This is a genomic window from Citrobacter sp. Cu231 (assembly GCF_030332265.1).
GTDB lineage: Bacteria > Pseudomonadota > Gammaproteobacteria > Enterobacterales > Enterobacteriaceae > Citrobacter > Citrobacter meridianamericanus.
This window is the reverse complement of the sequence record NZ_JAOWIE010000049.1, coordinates 26,357-43,596: the sequence shown is the minus strand read 5'-3', so window position 1 is coordinate 43,596 and position 17,240 is coordinate 26,357. Positions and strand designations below refer to the sequence as shown.

Annotated in this window: 14 protein-coding genes; 2 read left to right on the top strand and 12 right to left on the bottom strand. The window is 52.4% G+C overall.

Annotated features, from left to right (window positions below; all coding sequences use genetic code 11):
• Positions 1 to 33: 33 nt before the first annotated feature.
• The 6 genes from tnpB to OGY15_RS22405 all read right to left on the bottom strand — a co-directional run bounded on the left by tnpB (position 34) and on the right by OGY15_RS22405 (position 8,199).
• A complete protein-coding gene (tnpB, locus tag OGY15_RS22430; protein ID WP_099548426.1) occupies positions 34 to 381 on the bottom strand; it encodes an IS66 family insertion sequence element accessory protein TnpB in 348 nt (115 codons plus the stop codon).
• On the bottom strand, positions 381 to 1,031 hold the full coding sequence (gene tnpA, locus OGY15_RS22425) for an IS66-like element accessory protein TnpA (RefSeq protein ID WP_000993956.1): 651 nt from the start codon (positions 1,029 to 1,031) through the stop codon (positions 381 to 383). Before tnpA ends, tnpB begins: the two co-directional genes overlap by 1 nt.
• A 215-nt stretch (positions 1,032 to 1,246) precedes the next feature.
• Complete coding sequence (symE, locus tag OGY15_RS22420; RefSeq protein WP_210904397.1) at positions 1,247 to 1,591, bottom strand: endoribonuclease SymE; 345 nt, start codon at positions 1,589 to 1,591, stop codon at positions 1,247 to 1,249.
• 223 nt (positions 1,592 to 1,814) lie between these two features.
• A complete protein-coding gene (locus OGY15_RS22415; RefSeq protein ID WP_286541169.1) occupies positions 1,815 to 5,081 on the bottom strand; it encodes a type I restriction endonuclease subunit R in 3,267 nt (1,088 codons plus the stop codon).
• 93 nt (positions 5,082 to 5,174) lie between these two features.
• On the bottom strand, positions 5,175 to 6,590 hold the full coding sequence (locus OGY15_RS22410; RefSeq protein ID WP_210904399.1) for a restriction endonuclease subunit S: 1,416 nt from the start codon (positions 6,588 to 6,590) through the stop codon (positions 5,175 to 5,177).
• Positions 6,580 to 8,199, bottom strand: coding sequence for a type I restriction-modification system subunit M (locus tag OGY15_RS22405; protein WP_210904400.1), 1,620 nt, complete (start codon positions 8,197 to 8,199; stop codon positions 6,580 to 6,582). The genes OGY15_RS22410 and OGY15_RS22405 overlap by 11 nt, the downstream gene beginning before the upstream one ends.
• A gap of 415 nt (positions 8,200 to 8,614) precedes the next feature.
• On the opposite strand from OGY15_RS22405, the gene OGY15_RS22400 reads away from it, so the two are divergent.
• Positions 8,615 to 8,917, top strand: a complete 303-nt coding sequence (locus OGY15_RS22400; RefSeq protein WP_210904401.1) for a BrnA antitoxin family protein — start codon at positions 8,615 to 8,617, stop codon at positions 8,915 to 8,917.
• Positions 8,918 to 8,980: 63 nt separating this feature from the next.
• On the opposite strand, the gene yjiA is transcribed toward OGY15_RS22400, so the two are convergent.
• The 4 genes from yjiA to OGY15_RS22380 all read right to left on the bottom strand — a co-directional run bounded on the left by yjiA (position 8,981) and on the right by OGY15_RS22380 (position 13,288).
• Complete coding sequence (yjiA, locus tag OGY15_RS22395; protein WP_003837219.1) at positions 8,981 to 9,937, bottom strand: GTPase; 957 nt, start codon at positions 9,935 to 9,937, stop codon at positions 8,981 to 8,983.
• Positions 9,938 to 9,949: 12 nt separating this feature from the next.
• Complete coding sequence (locus tag OGY15_RS22390) at positions 9,950 to 10,144, bottom strand: YbdD/YjiX family protein (RefSeq protein ID WP_003830038.1); 195 nt, start codon at positions 10,142 to 10,144, stop codon at positions 9,950 to 9,952.
• Positions 10,145 to 10,346: 202 nt separating this feature from the next.
• Entirely contained in the window at positions 10,347 to 12,497 is a 2,151-nt protein-coding gene (gene btsT / locus OGY15_RS22385; RefSeq protein WP_003845609.1) for a pyruvate/proton symporter BtsT, read from the bottom strand.
• A gap of 242 nt (positions 12,498 to 12,739) precedes the next feature.
• Positions 12,740 to 13,288, bottom strand: coding sequence for a hypothetical protein (locus OGY15_RS22380; RefSeq protein ID WP_003845610.1), 549 nt, complete (start codon positions 13,286 to 13,288; stop codon positions 12,740 to 12,742).
• Positions 13,289 to 13,536: 248 nt separating this feature from the next.
• Between OGY15_RS22380 and tsr the strand changes: the two genes are divergently transcribed.
• Positions 13,537 to 15,198, top strand: coding sequence for a methyl-accepting chemotaxis protein (gene tsr, locus OGY15_RS22375; RefSeq protein WP_048227144.1), 1,662 nt, complete (start codon positions 13,537 to 13,539; stop codon positions 15,196 to 15,198).
• Here tsr and OGY15_RS22370 read toward each other — a convergent pair.
• Together OGY15_RS22370 and OGY15_RS22365 are read right to left on the bottom strand one after the other, a co-directional pair.
• Positions 15,195 to 15,710 (bottom strand): GNAT family N-acetyltransferase, encoded by a 516-nt coding sequence (locus OGY15_RS22370; protein WP_171862075.1) that lies wholly within the window; start codon positions 15,708 to 15,710, stop codon positions 15,195 to 15,197. The two genes, tsr and OGY15_RS22370, sit on opposite strands and share 4 nt — an antisense overlap.
• A 52-nt stretch (positions 15,711 to 15,762) precedes the next feature.
• Positions 15,763 to 17,124: an MFS transporter gene (locus tag OGY15_RS22365; RefSeq protein WP_151216654.1), complete on the bottom strand. Its 1,362-nt coding sequence runs from the start codon at positions 17,122 to 17,124 to the stop codon at positions 15,763 to 15,765.
• Between the last annotated feature and the right edge of the window lie 116 nt (positions 17,125 to 17,240).

The following is a 17,240-nucleotide window of genomic DNA, read 5'->3' as shown; positions in this document are numbered from 1 at the left end:
AGTGAGGTGTCCATATCCTCACTTTACAACGGGTTATATGCGGATTCCAGCGCGTTCCGTTCGTTTCGGGTGCTTCCAGTCGATGCCTTCGAGAAGCATGGACAACTGAGCCGGAGTAAGGTGAACCTTTCCATCGCGGGTGACCGGCCAGACGAAGCGGCCCCGCTCCAGGCGTTTGGTGAAGAGGCACAGTCCGTCACTGTCAGCCCACAGCACTTTTATCTGGTCACTCCGGCGTCCGCGGAAGATGAACAGATGCCCGGAGAACGGGTCATCCTTCAGGACGTTCTGAACTTTTGAGGCCAGGCCGTTAAAGCCATTTCGCATATCGGTGATACCGGCAACCAGCCAGATACGCGAACCGGCAGGGAGAGATATCATCAGTGGCTGCTCCCTTTCATTTCGCGGATAAGTGTCTGTAATAACGCCGGTGTCAGTTCACCTTTCAGCCTGAGAGTTCCGGCCGGCAGAACCAGCTCGCAGCACAGACTGTCTGGCAGTGTATTTATCTGTTCAGGTATCTGCACTGGTGCCGGGATTTTATTATCCGGCTCCGGAGTTAACGTCACGGGAAGTAGCGATGTTTCATGTTCGCCGGGCGGTTGCAGGCCACCGTTACGCCAGAGATGCCGCCAGTTAAAGAGCAGGTTATCGTTAATTCCATTCTCTCGAGCTATTTGTGCGACACAGGCACCGGGTAAAAGAGTTTGCTGAACCAGTCTCCATTTAAACTCCGGTGAAAATCGGTTCCGGCGGGGTTTCTCTGCTTTCACAGGCTGAGTCACGGTCGGGGCTGAAGGGTATCGCCCCGGGAAAAGAGCCCGGGCCAGTTGCCCGCAGGAATATTCACCGGAAAGAGGCCAGTCAGTGAATACCTGGTGAAATCGCCTCACCAGAGAAAAAATGGCGGTTTTGCTGACACCAGTCTGCGCAGAAATGCGCGGGTACGACAGTGACTCGTCAAATCTCAGCTGTAGCACACGCAGGATCAATTCTGGATTATCTGCCAGTACCGCTTTTCGTGCATTCATCTTAAATGTCCTTTTACTGCGAAAATGGACATTAGTATCGGAAACAGGAAAGGGAGGCGAAAGACGGTTTAAATGATGCGCTTACTTTTGAACTGCTTTGCGGCGACACGATTTGTGATCACCGAGTGAGTGGGGGGCCAGTGCCGGATGGCGGCTGCGCCTTATCCGGCCTACAGAAGAAGGTTTGTAGGCCCGGTAAGCGCAGCGCGCGGGGATTATCCCTGTCTGCGTGTCTTGGCTGAAATTACGTCGATAAACTCCTGCACCTGCTGTTGCTTACGCGCGGACAGCTTGCACACCCGACGCAGCGACTGCAATAACGCCGGTTCTTCCGGCTCCGGCAGTTTTGCCGTCAGCACGATGCAGCCTGGCATCACTCTGACATCGAATGGGGTTCCGGTGGTAAAACCGGCGACAGCCAGCCACTGGCCTTTCATAATAATTGCCGGCACATGCGTGTAATCCGGATAACGACTCGCATAGCTGACGGTACCGAGACGATTATTTGCCGGGGAGACTTCTGGATCGCACGGATCTGCAATAGAATGGACGATAGTCATAATGGCTATTCCTTGAAAATAGTGATTGTGATTAGCGAGGCGCTCGTGTTCCCGCACGGGCGCCTTGCGATAAAAAACACCTGTAAATCTACCCAGTAAATAAAAATAAAGCCAGCTAAAAATAGACAATAATAAAGACGTAACTGGAAATATAAATGCGGGAATTAAATTGAAGGGAAATATAAATCAGGCCGGATAAGCAAAACGCCATCCGGCCATAAAACTAATACACTGTATTAATGTGGTGCTGCTTAAAATTCTCCGCCTGCGCCAGCACGCCCATATACACATCATCATTCGCCACCGGCGGGAACTTATGTTTATGCAGTAGCAGAATGAGCTCCACCTTCAGTTTCGCTTTAATATCATCGCGCTTGCTCCAGTCGGGGTATTTCGAGGTGTTATCGACCACTGCCTTCATCTCTTTCGCCAGCGCCAGCATCTTGTCTTCTTCGTAGGTGAACTGATATTTATCGCGCATATGCGCCAGAATGTCGTAAAAGGCTTTCTCTTCGATATCAATCCCCATCTCGGCATAGGTGCCCATTTCGGTTTTAATATCGTAGATAATATCGGTCATCTCCTGGCTGAAGGTATCAAACTCTTCGCCGTTGAGGACGTCATCTTCCCGGCGCTCGTTATATTTATCCATAATCGACTGAAAACGACGGGTGAAATTGATCCCCTGAAGCTGGTTGATCTGTTTAAAGTCGCTGATGGCTTTTTCCAGCAGCTTTTGCAGCAGCTGGATTTTGGTAGCTGGCAGCTTGATCTTATTAATACGCGCCAGATAATCGTCGTCGAAAATATCGATCGACTCCGCTTTTTTGTCGCCAAGGAAAAACAGCTCTTCCACGCCGTCGGCTTTCAGCGCCTCGGCGATCATCTCGCGCACGCGGGCATTCATCTGCGTGACGTCCGGCGCGTCGCCTTTGGTCAGTTTGAAGACGATAGAGCGCACGGCAATATAGAAATGGATATGGTCACGCTCGGCCTGCGACAGCGCCTCGCTGCCGCAGCAAACGTCATACGCCGCTTTCAGACGCTTCACCAGCCCCATAAAGCGGCGTTCCAGCTTCTGGGTGCGCATCACAAATTCTGCCGCGTTGTTCAGGCAGGCTAACTGCGCCTGCGGTTCTCCTGTGAAGTAAGCTCGGCTGTCGAAATCGTGGAACACTTGTGTGAGCAGATCGAGATGGTTTTTCACCTCAATCACCGATTGCTGAATATCTTCAAAGTTGGTGGCATCGATGCGGGAATACATCGCCAGCGCCTGGTTCATCTGGCGCTTAATGCCGATATAGTCGACGACCAGCCCTTTGCTTTTGCCTTCCAGCTTGCGGTTAACGCGGGAGATGGTCTGGATCAGGTTATGTTTTTGCAGCGGCTTATCGATATAAATGGTGTCCAGCTCCGGTACGTCAAAACCGGTCAGCCACATGTCCACCACGATGGCGATTTTGAAGTTCGACTTCGCGTTTTTGAACTGTTTATCCAGCTCTTTGCGGTACTCTTTACTGCCCAGCAGGTCGTACAGTTTGCCGTCGTCATCTTTGCCGCGCGTCATCACCATCTTGACCATTTCGGACGGCGGCAGCTCTTTTTGCTCTTGCTCCGTCAGCTCAACCCCATCCGGGGCCTGTTTCACCTCAAACCATGCCGGACGAAAGTCTTGCAACTGACGATAGAAATCCCAGGCAATCTCACGGCTGGCGCAGACAAACATCGCTTTGCCTTTCACCGTTGAGCCTTCGGCGACACGTTTTTCATAGTGTTTCGCAAAGTCTTCCGCCAGTGCTTTCAGGCGGTCTTCATCGCCAAGAATAGCGTTCATGGTGGCGCTGGCTTTTTTACTCTCGTCGATTTGCCACTCGTTGGTGCCAGCGTCAGCGCACTCTGCGTAGTACTTTTCCACCTCTTCCAGCTTGCGGGCATCGAGGATGACCTTTGCCGCGCGGCCTTCGTAGACAATGCGCACGGTGATCTCATCCTGCACGGATTCGGTCATGGTGTAGCTGTCGACGATATTGCCAAAGACCTCCATCGTGGCGTCGATAGGGGTGCCGGTAAAACCAACGTAAGTGGCCTGCGGAAGCGAGTCGTGCAGATATTTGGCGAAGCCGAAGGTTTTGCGCACCTTGCCGCTCTCTTTATCGACGATCACTTTCTGATCGAGGTTGACCTGGCTGCGGTGCGCTTCGTCGGAAATACAGATGATATTGCTGCGCCCGGAGAGCAGTTCGGTGTCTTCGGTAAATTTATGGATGGTGGTCAGGAAGACGCCGCCGCTGTTGCGACCGGCCAGTTTCTCCCGCAGATCCTCACGGCTGGTGACGGGCACGACGGTCTCGTCGCCGATATAGTTTTTGGCATTGCACATCTGCGCCGAGAGCTGATCGTCCAGATCGGTGCGGTCGGTGATCAGCACGATCGTCGGGCTGGCGAATTCGACGCTTTTCATCAGCAGGCGGGTTAAGAACTGCATGGTGTAGCTCTTGCCGCAGCCGGTCGCGCCAAAATAGGTGCCGCCCTTGCCGTCGCCGAAAGGTTTACGCGCCCGTTCGATGCTGTAGTACAGCTTGCGCGCCGCATAGTACTGCGGGTAGCGGCAGCAGATTTTCACTTCATGTTTGGCTTTATCCGGGAAGCAGATAAAGTTTTTGATCACGTCCAGCAGGCGGACCGGATGAAACAGCCCCTGAATCATCGAGTGCAGGGAAGGGATGCCGTCCTGCTCGCGGTTTTCGTTGCCGGTGACTTTGCGCCAGGAGTAGAAATACTCATACGGCGCAAACAGGTTGCCCATGCGGTTATTGACGCCGTCGCTGATAATGCACAGCGCGTTATAGACAAAAAGCTGTGGAATATCGCGGCGATAGCGGGTGCAGAGCTGTTTATACGCATCGCCAATATTGGCTTCCTGCTCGCGCACCGCGCTTTTAAATTCGAAGACCACTAACGGCAGGCCGTTGATATACAGAATGGCATCCGGAATGCGCGGCTGGTTTTCTTTGCCGGTGATGGTCAGCTGATTGACGATTTTTACCCGGTTCAGCGGCTGGGTAAGATGATAACTTGCCGGCGTTTCCGCGGCCTGTTGCAGCGGAACTTCTTCGGTATCGAACAGTTCACGCAGCGCGGCGGGCAGATGCCGGGTATCGAGTAGTTCGATATAGAGATCTTTCTGCTGGCGATCGTCGCGTTTAAACAGGAAACCGTTGGCCAGCCAGGCGCAGAAGGTTTTATTGCTTTCATAGAGATCGGAAGCGGGCAGGGTGGTGAACTGTTTGATCAGCCGTTGGATCTCTTCTTCGGTGATGCCGTCGGCCTGATAGCGTGCGGCGAGGTAGTGGCGAAGATCGTCTTCGATAATCACCTGATCGAGGCTGGAACGCGGCACATTATCGCCGATCAGGTGCTGATAGCCCTGATCCTGTAACAGTTCAATTATCGCCTGTTCTAACTTCGCTTCACTGAATGAGAGATGCATATCTCGCTCCGGCCCTGGCTGATTTCTGGTAAGAGTTCCTGTAACAGAGAAAACCTTAACAGAAAGCCCCTGATTTTTCAGGGGCAAAATGCGTTATGCGGGTTCGGTTTGAGCTACTAAATCTGGCAGATCCTCCAGGGAGAGCTCGCCGGAGATGAGTTTGGGGAGCAGGGTGTCGCGGAGGGCGGTTAATGCGTTTATTTGTTCTGTATTGCTCACTACTTTTCCAAAGTGTTGGTGAGCTAATCGTGTAAATTCATCTACTATATTTTTAGACGGGATAACTAAACTAATAGTTTTAAAGGCGCCTTTGCTAATTTCTGCAAATGTCGTTCCTCCTGCCATACCTTTGATATCATCCATAATATTTTCAAGCCAGTAGATAATATATTCTGGTGATAAATTTTTAGATGAAGGAATAGCTATATACCCTTGGTTTATAGCCATAGGCGTTTTAGCAAGTGCTAAATATCCTATTGGTGCTCGCGATGACATCAAAACTGTATCAGTCGGTAATAAACCAGATGATATTTTTTTCAAACCTAACTCTGTAATTTTTTTGCTGGTATCCAATAATACTTTACTATCATTACCTGTTAAGTCTTTAGGTGATGTCCAATGAATAGTGCCGTTTTCCCAAAAATCTGCATTTGAAGTACTTGGTGTTGAGCCACCTTTAACAACTAATTCGTCGCCAGCAGTGGATATTTTCCAACCTTTTGGCACCCAACCCAACTCTGTTTCTTCAAATTCCGCCGGGAACAGAGCACGAATATCCGCCGGAAGTGGTTTGAAATCTGCACTATTGCGTACTTTTTGACGCAGTTCGGCGCGGGATTGCATCGCTTCCGGGATTGAGTTTCCCGCGTCCAGCGCGTTATCAATCACCGGGTCGAAATCTACAAACCAGGATTTGAACAGGGTTTGGGATATTTGTTCTAGGGTTTTATTAATAGCGTTACTATTAATTATTCGATCGTTAATTTCATCCAGTATCTTTGCCATTTCACATTGCAAATGATATTCAGGATAGGGAATTAATATTGACTGAATAACTGCAGGGCTTAGGTTTGGTTGTCCGCTTCCCGAAGCATTGTTAAACAATATGTTTTGATACTGCTTAGTTGTTAAAATATAATATAAATAGCTAATATTGAGTTTTTTTTCATCGGCAATGAATTTACCTACACGTTGATTTAGATAGGGGACTTTATCTCCATCAAAGGATAAGCGACCAACTCTCCCAACACTGCCTTGCCCGGTCATTGCGATTAGTACATCACCATTATTTAATCTGAATTTATTTAGACCTTCAACTGTTTTGGAAGTAACGCATTGACTATCTTCAAGAGTAACAAACCCGTCTTGAATATTTTTAATCTTAATAACAGGATATCCAATATCTGTAAAATCTTTACTCTTAAATGCATAACCGGATATGAAAGTACATCCATCAGAAACCGGGGCTAGAGGAAATTTAGTTTTTCCTAATGGGGAATTATAAACCATAACCCAGCGCCTCCAGGTTCTGGCGAATGGCTTTATCCAGTTCTTCCGCCTGCTTCATTTGTTCAAATAACGTCTTCGACAATTCACGCATTTTGGTTTCAAACGCCACGCCGTCGTCTTCCTGCTCGGTGGCACCGACATAACGGCCCGGCGTCAGCACAGAGTCGTTTGCCTTGATCTCTGCAATGGTCGCGACTTTGCAGAACCCGGCCCGATCGTCGTACTGCGCCAGCTTGCTGTCGCCGCGCTTCACGCGTTCAGCCAGCTCTTCCGGCGTGCTGCGCCATGCATGGTAGGTGTCGGCGATGGTGGCGATATCGTCTGCCGTCAGCTCTAAAGTGGTGCGATCTATCTTAGTGCCGAGGTTACGCGCGTCGATAAACAGCGTTTCGCCCTGACGGTTGCGATAGCCTTTGGCCGGATCGGCTGCCTTCGATTTGGTCATAAACCACAGGCACACCGGGATCTGGGTGGTGTAGAACAACTGGCCGGGCAGGGCAATCATGCAGTCGATTAGATCGTTTTCGATCATCTGCGCGCGGATCTCGCCTTCGCCGCTGGTGTTGGAGCTCATTGAGCCGTTCGCCAGCACAAAACCAGCGGTACCGTTTGCCGACAGCTTGGAGAGCATATGCAAAATCCAGCCGTAGTTGGCGTTGCCGGTTGGCGGCGTGCGGTAGCCGGCAAAGCGCGGGTCTTTGGTCAGCTCGGCGTCGTTACGCCAGTCTTTCAGGTTAAACGGCGGGTTGGCCAGGATATAGTCGGCTTTCAGGTCCGGGTGCTGATCGCTGAAAAAGGTATCCGCCGGGCGCTCGCCGAGGTTGGCGGAGAGGCCGCGAATGGCGAGGTTCATCTTCGCCAGCTTGTAGGTGGTGGCCGTCAGTTCCTGGCCGTACAGGGCGATATCGCGGCTTTTCCCCTGATGGCTTTCAACAAACTTCACCGACTGGACAAACATCCCCGCCGAGCCGCAGCACGGGTCATAAATTTTGCCCTGAAACGGTTCGAGCATTTCGGTCAGCAGCGTCACCACGCATTTTGGCGTATAGAACTCACCACCGCCTTTACCTTCGGTGGCGGCAAACTTGCCGAGGAAGTATTCGTACACGCGACCGACCAGGTCTTCTTTCGACAGCGCTTCCACGTCAGTTTCATGGGCCAGCGTTTCGATGTTGTCGATGGTATCGATCAGAGACGCCAGCTTCTTGGTTTCCAGATTCTGACGGCTGAAGTAGTTGTCCGGCAGCGCGCCTTTTAGCGTCGGGTTGCGCTTCTCAATGGTTGAGAGCGCGGTATCAATGCGTACGGCAATATCATCCTGCTTGGCGTGCTGCTTGATGAACGACCAGCGCGCCTCTTCCGGCAGATAGAAGATGTTGTCCTGCTGATAGAAGACTTCCATTTCGAGGAAATCACCCTGGCCCTCGTCTTTCATCTTCTGACGGCGGGCTTCAAACTTATCGCTGATAAATTTGAGGAACACGAGGCTCAACACCACGTGTTTGTACTCGGAGGATTCAACGCTGCCGCGAAGCTGGTTCGCGGTATCCCATAATGTGTCTTCAAAGCCTTTCTTTGCTTTGGCTTTTTTCGTTGGTGCTTTGGCCATGATGAACTCAATCAGGAAAAATTTGGGGGCTATTGTAGCGATAAAAGCGGCGAAATTCGCCCCCCTCACTCAATCTCCAGCTCATCAAACAGCGGTAAATCCACATTCTGCAACGCTTAACACGGATCGCTTTTTCGTGCCGGTGGCGCTTTTCCTGGCCTGGTTTGTCCGGCATCGGTGATGCGATAGCTCATGCCTTTACGGTTAACCATCCTCTGCCGGATGGCGGCTGCGCCTTATCCGGCCTACTAAAGTTCATCCTATCAACAGCAAATGTGATGTTATTTCCAACAATTTCGCTATAATCATAAGATAATTGTAGATACATTTTTGTATATACAATTAGGGATGAAATACATGCCAATAGAGTTTGAATGGGATGCAAACAAGGCACAAAGCAACCTGAGGAATCATTATGAACATGGTTAAGCATAAACGCGGCAGCATATCTGCGCTGAGTGCTCAGCATAAGGCTGAACTGAAAGCGCTGGCGAATAAACCGGACGATGATATCGATTACAGTGACATTCCCGTGACCGAAGATAAGCAGTGGTCAGAGGCCACACGCGGTAAGTTTTTCCGTCCGTTAAAAACGCAGGCCTCGGTGCGTATTGATGCCGATGTGATGGAGTGGCTGAAACGTCCAGGAAAAGGATATCAGACGCGCCTTAATGCCATTTTGCGCGAAGCGATGCTGCGCGAGCAAAATAAGAAATAGTCAGAATATACTGGGGCAGTGAATGCCGGATAGCGGCGGCGCCTTATCCGGCCTACGAAAAATCTACTTCTTCAACCCCGCAAACGCGGCTCTGATCTCGTCTTCCGGCAGATTAATACCGATAAACACCAGTTGGCTGTACGGTTGTTCGTCGCCCCACGGGCGGTCCCAGTCGGCGCTGTACAGGCGCTGGACGCCCTGGAACAGCAGGCGGTTTGGCTCGCCTTCAATCCACAGCATACCTTTGTAGCGCAGCAGCTTCTCAGCGGATTCCAGCAGCAGGTTTTCCATCACTCGGGACACGTCGCTGATGTTCACCGGGTAATCCAGCTCGACGACGATCGAGGAGATATCGTTTTGCTTGTCGGCGATAAAGTGGAAGCGCGGTTTGGCGCTGACCACGTTCTCTTCCAGCATGAAACCGTTGGTGTCGAACAGCAGAGAGAGGTCGATATCGCCATGCGTGACGGTATACACCGGGGCGCGGGCGTTGATGCGCGCCAGGCGCTCACGCAGTTTTTCGCTTTCGCCTGCCACATCGGTTTTGGTCAGCAGGATGCGGTCGGCGTAGCCCACCTGAGACTGGGCAATGGTGAACTGGTTCATCTGCTCGTCGGCATGCACCGCGTCAACCAGCGCAATCACGCCGTCCAGCAGGTAGCGTTCGCAAATTACTTCATGGGAGAAAAAGGTCTGAATAATCGGACCGGGATCGGCCATGCCGGTGCATTCGATCACCAGACGGTCGAAATTGATGGTGCCTTTGTCGAGGTTGTCGAGCAGATCGAGCAACGCGTCTTCCAGTTCGCTCGAACGGGTGCAGCAGATGCAGCCGTTGGTCAGGGTTTTGATCTGTGTTGCGCGATCGCCAATCAGCTGATCGTCCACCGAGACTTCGCCGAATTCGTTTTCGATAACGGCAATCTTGTAACCGTGCTGCTCGTTAAGAATATGGCGCAGCAGGGTAGTTTTACCCGCGCCAAGAAAACCGGTGAGTAGGGTAACTGCAATCGGGGTCATTCACTTCTCCTTCTAACAGCAACTGCTTCCGCCGCTACCGTAGCGGGCTTCCTGGCGCTCGCGGAAGAATTCTTCGTAGGTCATGTACGGCTTATCGGGATGGTTGGTCTTCATGTGCTCGACGTAGTTGTCGTAGTCCGGAATGCCAATCAGCATCTTCGCCGCCTGACCGAGATACTTTTTTGCCTGACCTAAAGTACCAAACATAAAACGCCCCGGATATATGTTGAGCTCGTAGATGCAGGCTATTTCACTTGCCATTTTGACCGCGGGCAGTGCTCGCAATCCTCACGTACAGCGTGTACGCTCCGGTTGCTGCGCGCTGTCCGCGGCCAAACTGACTGCGCCAATTACGCCTGCGGCACTAAGTGATGTAGGCCGGGAGCGCAGCGCGCCACCCGGCTTCAGGTTAGTGATGTGAAGAGGTCTTCACGCCGCCTTCCGGCACCGGTACATACGGTGTCTCTTTATCAGAGCGACCGTTGATGGTGCGGGCTTTCTGCCAGGTACGGAACCCGTAGAAAATGATGCTGTACACCACCACCAGGAACAGAATACTTAAGCCCGCGTTGGTGTAGTTGTTGATGACGATATGGTTCATGTTGGCAATCTGCTGAGCGGTCAGTTCGCCGCCGTTAGCAATCTTCTCTTTGTACTGATTCGCCATGAAGAAGAAGCCTTCCATCTGCGGGTTGGTGCTGAACAGTTTCAGACCCAGCGCCCAGGTGGTGCAGATCAGCAGCCATACTGCCGGAACCACGGTAACCCAGATGTATTTGGTGCGTTGCATTTTAACCAGCACCACGGTGCCGAGAACCAGGGCCACGGCAGCCAGCATCTGGTTAGAGATACCGAACAGCGGCCACAGGCTCTTCACGCCGCCCAGCGGGTCAACCACGCCTTGATACAGCAGGTAACCCCACAGGCCTACGCAGCCTGCAGTACCAATGATACCCGCAACCAGAGAGTCGGTTTTCTTCAGGAACGGAACGAAGTTACCCAGTAAATCCTGCAGCATAAAGCGGCCAGAACGGGTACCCGCATCCAGTGCAGTCAGGATGAACAGCGCTTCGAACAGAATACCGAAGTGGTACCAGAAGCCCATATCAGCCATCGGCAGCACTTTGTGGAACACGTGGGCGATACCTACGGCCAGCGTCGGTGCGCCACCTGCGCGGTTCAGAACGGACGGCTCGCCGATGTCTTTCGCGGTTTGCAGGATCTGCTCAGGCGAAATCACAAAGCCCCAGGAGCTGACGGTTGCCGCTGCGTGTGCGGTAACGTCTTTCAACTGCGCCATAATCAGCGGGGCGTTCTCACCGCTCATTTCATGCAGGTTCGGCATGGTGATGCCAAGGCCAGCAGGCGGGGTGTTCATTGCGAAGTACAGACCCGGTTCGATGATGGACGCAGCAACCAGCGCCATAATCGCCACGAAGGATTCCATCAGCATCGCGCCGTAACCAATGAAACGCGCGTCGGTTTCACAGGCCAGCAGCTTCGGTGTAGTACCGGAAGCGATCAGCGCGTGGAAGCCAGATACCGCACCACACGCGATGGTGATGAACAGGAACGGGAACAGAGCGCCTTTCCACAGCGGGCCAGTACCATCAACGTACTGGGTCATCGCCGGCATTTTCAGTTCCGGGTTGAGAATAACAATCCCCACCGCCAGACCGACGATAACGCCGATTTTCAGGAAGGTAGCCAGATAGTCGCGCGGGGCAAGGATCAGCCATACCGGCAGCAGCGCAGAGATAAACGCGTAACCGATCAGGGTGAAGGTAATGGTGGTGTCTTTAAAGGTCAGCGCCGGGCCCCAGTACGGGTCGTGCGCAATCACGCCGCCGAAGTAGATGGAGGCAACCAGCAACACAATACCAATCACCGACACTTCGCCCACGCGTCCTGGGCGCAGGAATCGCATGTAGATCCCCATGAACAGCGCGATAGGTACGGTTGAGCAGACGGTGAACACACCCCACGGGCTTTCAGCCAGTGCTTTCACCACGATCAACGCCAGTACCGCGAGGATGATGATCATGATTAAGAAGCAGCCGAACAGCGCAATGGTTCCCGGCACCGGGCCCATCTCTTCTTTGATCATCTCACCCAGAGATGCGCCGTTACGGCGAGAAGAGATAAACAGCACCATGAAGTCCTGTACCGCACCGGCCAACACTACGCCCGCCAGCAGCCACAGCGTACCAGGCAGGTAGCCCATCTGCGCGGCCAGTACCGGCCCAACCAGCGGACCTGCACCTGCGATAGCGGCAAAGTGGTGACCAAACAAGACGTTACGGTTGGTTGGAACGTAGTTCAGACCATCATTGTTGATGACCGCCGGCGTGGCGCGCGTCGGGTCAAGTTTCATCACCTTTTGGGCGATGTACAAACTGTAGTAACGATAAGCCACCAGATAAACAGAAACTGAGGCGACCACGATCCACAGGGCACTGATGTGCTCACCCCGACGTAATGCCACTACCGAGAGGCAGAATGCACCGATGATTCCGAGAATCACCCAGGGTATGTGCTTGAATATCTTTTTCGTATCCATAGTAAAACCTGGTATCTAATTAATAATTGGCCGAAGCCGCGTGGGTTTGATCTTGTGTTTGAGGAGGTTATTTGACTGCTATGTTGGGGGGATCTTGCCAGAGAATTACGCGCGTAAAGTAAGGTAAATAAGTGAGCGGTTGTATGTCAGCTTAAGCGGTCCCAAGTGTCAGTGAGCGGTTTTAATATGGGGGGTAGACCGGTAATTATGTGATTAAAATCACATAATTACCGGTATGAGGTTCACGCGACTGGAGTGGACGCCTGTATTTGAGTGGCTATAAGGTAGAGGTAGTAGGCGAAAATGGCGATAACCACGGTATAAAAGGTACATCGTTCAGTTTTGCCAACCGCGTTTTTACTCATGTGGCTCAGGAAGTCAAATAGGGCCCATATCACGATCAACATCGCAGAAAAATATAGGCCGACTCCCGCCATGCGAAATTCGCTATAGGGAAGCATTGCCAGCGTAAGCCCGAAAAGTGTACCAAACGTGGCTGCGGTAATGGATTTTCCCAATTCATTGAATTTAAATAAAAATCTTTCATAGATAAAAGCAGATTTTTCTTTTTTTGAATCGAATACACCACATAGCCTGAGTAAAATTACAGTAAATAACGCATCTATAATGAGCAGAAACATGATGCTTTTAGGTGCGATGCTCTCCATTAAGATGCCTGAAATCTCCGGGATAAGGAGCTTTGGCACTATGGGGGTCATTAATCCTAAAATGCCTCCCAGCAGTAAGAAGGGAGCAGCATTAGATAATAAATCGAAAAATTTCTTTTTCACAGAGGGACTTCCTTGTTTTAGAGGCGGGTGACAGGACTTCCATTGGTAATCGAAGTGCGTATAAATGAAAAGCCCTCTGAAAAGGTGGGGAAGCCACTACGGCAACTTTTGCGTGGTATGTGCCGAGTGTGTTTGCTGCTTTTTTCAGCGAGAGATATTGCCAGAACACCGGCTTTTCGAACGATATCCATAAAGTTTTCCCTTTCCAGGCCGAAAATTCTGACATCTGTCTAGCGGAAAGAGAAAACATGTTAAAACGTATGAAGATTGTTACCAGCTTACTGCTGGTATTGGCGCTATTTGGCCTTTTACAGCTCGCCTCGGGCGGCTTGTTTTTTAACTCACTTAAGAATGACAAAGAGAACTTTACCGTTCTGCAAACCATTCGCCAGCAACAGTCTGCGCTGAACGCCACCTGGGTTGAGCTGCTGCAAACGCGTAATACCCTGAACCGGGCGGGCATTCGCTACATGATGGATCAGAGCAATATCGGCAGCGGCGCGACCGTTGCCGAACTGATGCAGGTAGCCAGCACGGCGCTGAAGCTGACGGAAAAAAACTGGGCGATTTACGAGTCGCTCCCGCGCGATCCGCGCCAAAGCGAAGCCGCTTTCCAGGAGATCAACCGCACCTATGACATCTATCACGGTGCGCTGGCGGAGCTGATCCAGTTACTGGGTGACGGGAAGATCAACGCGTTCTTTGATCAACCGACGCAGAGCTATCAGGATGGTTTTGAGAAGCAGTATATGAGTTACATGCAGCAGAACGATCGCCTGTATGACATCGCGGTGGAAGATAACAATAGTTCTTACAGCCAGGCGATGTGGGTGCTGATCTGCGTGCTGATTACCGTACTGGCGGCGATTATTGCGGTGTGGTTTGGTATCAAACTGACCCTTATCTCCCCAATGAACCGTCTGATTGACAGCATTCGTCATATCGCCAGCGGCGATCTGGTGAAGCGCATTGAAGTGGAAGGTTCCAACGAGATTGGGCAACTGGCGGAAAGCCTGCGTCACATGCAGGGTGAGCTGATGAATACCGTGGGTGACGTGCGTAACGGCGCCAACGCGATTTACAGCGGGGCCAGCGAGATTGCGATGGGCAATAACGATCTCTCCTCCCGTACCGAACAGCAGGCGGCCTCTCTGGAAGAAACCGCAGCCAGCATGGAACAGCTGACGGCAACCGTGAAGCAGAACGCCGAAAACGCGCGTCAGGCCAGCCATCTGGCGCTGAGTGCTTCGGAAACCGCGCAGAAAGGCGGCAAAGTGGTGGATAACGTCGTGCAAACTATGCGTGACATCGCTTCCAGTTCGCAGAAAATCGCCGACATTATTAGCGTCATCGACGGCATTGCTTTCCAAACTAACATTCTGGCGCTCAACGCCGCGGTAGAAGCCGCGCGTGCGGGTGAACAGGGGCGTGGTTTTGCGGTGGTTGCGGGTGAAGTTCGTAATCTGGCCCAGCGTAGTGCGCAGGCCGCGCGCGAGATCAAGAGCCTGATTGAAGACTCGGTCAGCCGCGTAGATGTCGGTTCAACGCTGGTTGAAAGCGCCGGTGAAACCATGGATGAGATTGTCAATGCAGTGACCCGCGTGACCGATATTATGGGTGAAATCGCCTCCGCTTCTGACGAGCAGAGCCGCGGGATCGACCAGGTCGGTCTGGCTGTTGCCGAGATGGATCGTGTCACGCAGCAGAACGCCTCGTTGGTGGAAGAATCCGCCGCCGCCGCCGCCGCGCTGGAAGAACAGGCCAGCCGTCTGACTCAGGCCGTTGCCGTGTTCCGTATTCAGCATGACCAGCAACGCGCACGTGACGTTGCCGCGGCTAAGCCGGTGTCAACGGTCCAGCCGCGTAAAGCTGCGGTAACGGATGCCGGGGATAACTGGGAAACGTTCTAAGTAAGCATCAGGCGCATGGCGCAGCGTGATTCATACGCCAGGCCATGCGCCGCTTCCTCTTCTCTTTTCTGGCGCAGTAATACAGGAAGCGTCTCATCAGCCAGTAGCTCAAAACCCAGTCGCGCGTACAATGGCGCATTCCACGGCACATCGCGGAAGGTGGTCAGCGTGAGCGACGTATAACCTTTCGCACGCGCCTGCCCGGCAACATAGCTAAGCAATCTGCGGCCAATGCCTTTTCCCTGCCACGCCTGATGCAGCGACAGTTCCGCAATAAACAGCGATGAATCCAGTGCTTCGGCGACTAAAAAACCGACCGGATGCTCATCGGCCTGCGCCAGCCAGCTCAAGCCAGCGGCAGCAAATGCGCGATGCCGGGCAGCCGGCATAATCTGGTCGTCAGCAATCCACGCCAGTTCCGGGATGTGTAAAAAACGTTGCCCCGCCGATCGTTCGATCGCGGGAAGCGCAGCGGTGTCTGCCAGCGTGGTGGAACGTAAGATGATGTTCATTTGTCGAGCATAACATGCCCGATAAGCGCGGTGTTATCGGGCATCGTGAGGATTAATCTTTACGCGGATCGCTGATGGGCTGGCGCACCAGGAAGATGTAGGCGAGAGCGCCCACCATGGTGACGCAGCCGCAGATGATCAGCGCCAGACGGAAAGAGTTGGTGGTATCAACAATAAATCCGGTGACGATCGGTGCGAATGACGCGCAGATGAAACTGGCGAAGTTCTGGATACTGCCCACGGAGGCGGTCATGCGTGAAGCCACCGCCACGTGGATCAGACCCCAGCAGGATGTTCCGGCGAAGTGGATACAGAACAGCGCCATGCCGATCAGTAACACCGCAGCCATTGACGTTGTGGCCTGTGGTACGACGAAGGTGAAGGCCGCAGAACAGAACATCCCGGCGATAATACAAATCTTACGGCTCTTAATCGGCGCCATACCGCCTTTCACCAGCCAGTCGGTGACAAAACCATTAATCAGCATGCCGGCTGCACCAAACAGGAACGGGATCGCCGCCATTAATCCGGTGCTTTTTAAATCCAGATTGTAGGAGGTTTGCAGGTAGCCCGGCAGCCAGGCCAGATATAACCATGCGGTGTAGTTGATGCCGCTAAAGCCCAGCATCATGCCCCACATCGTGCGATTGCGAAACAGGCTGCGCCATTCGGCAAAGCTCAGGGGATCGCGGCGGGCATTGACGCTACCGGCGTTCAGGTACGCCTGTTCGGTGGCGCTCAGTGCAATCTGCTCGCGGTTGCGATACAGCATGTACCAGCCGATGGCGAGGAAAATGCCCAGCACGCCGATGGTAATAAACATCCAGCGCCAGCCCATCACCAGCATCATGGCAGCCAGAATCGGCGGGCTAATGGCTACACCGATGGTGGAAGCGGCGTTGAATAATCCCATCGGGCGGCCGCGCTCTTTGATGTTAAACCAGTCGTTGATGACCTTTACGCCGCACGGGTTCATTGGCGCTTCGCCGATCCCCATCCCGATACGCACCAGCACAAACTGAGTGAAGCTGTGTACCATGCCGGACATCGCCTGAAACAGCGACCAGAAGAACATCCCCAGTCCGAGCATAATGCGCGGACCTTTGCGATCCAGAAGTGGGCCGCAGGGGAGCTGGGCAATACCGTAAGCGAGCGAAAATACCGACAGCAGCACGCCGATTTGCGTGGCGCTCAACCCCAGCTCTTCACGAATCGTTAAGTTAGCAACCGACAGAGAACTGCGGTCGAGATAATTAATTACCGCAGCAAAAAATAATAAAATCATTGCCGTGGTCTGAATGCGTTTTATTCGGCTACTGCGTTGCACCATGCCTTCAGACGGAACATTTATATCCGCAGATGACGACGTGCCAAACGAAGAACTCGGGTCGAGGGTAATATTATTTTTTTCCACGCCGGACTCCTGAACCTCAATAATTTATTATTCACACAGCCGGGCTGTGCAGTATTGAAAAAATACCAGTGATGAAAAAATTTACTCATCACTGCTCACAAAAGTTTTTAATGCAG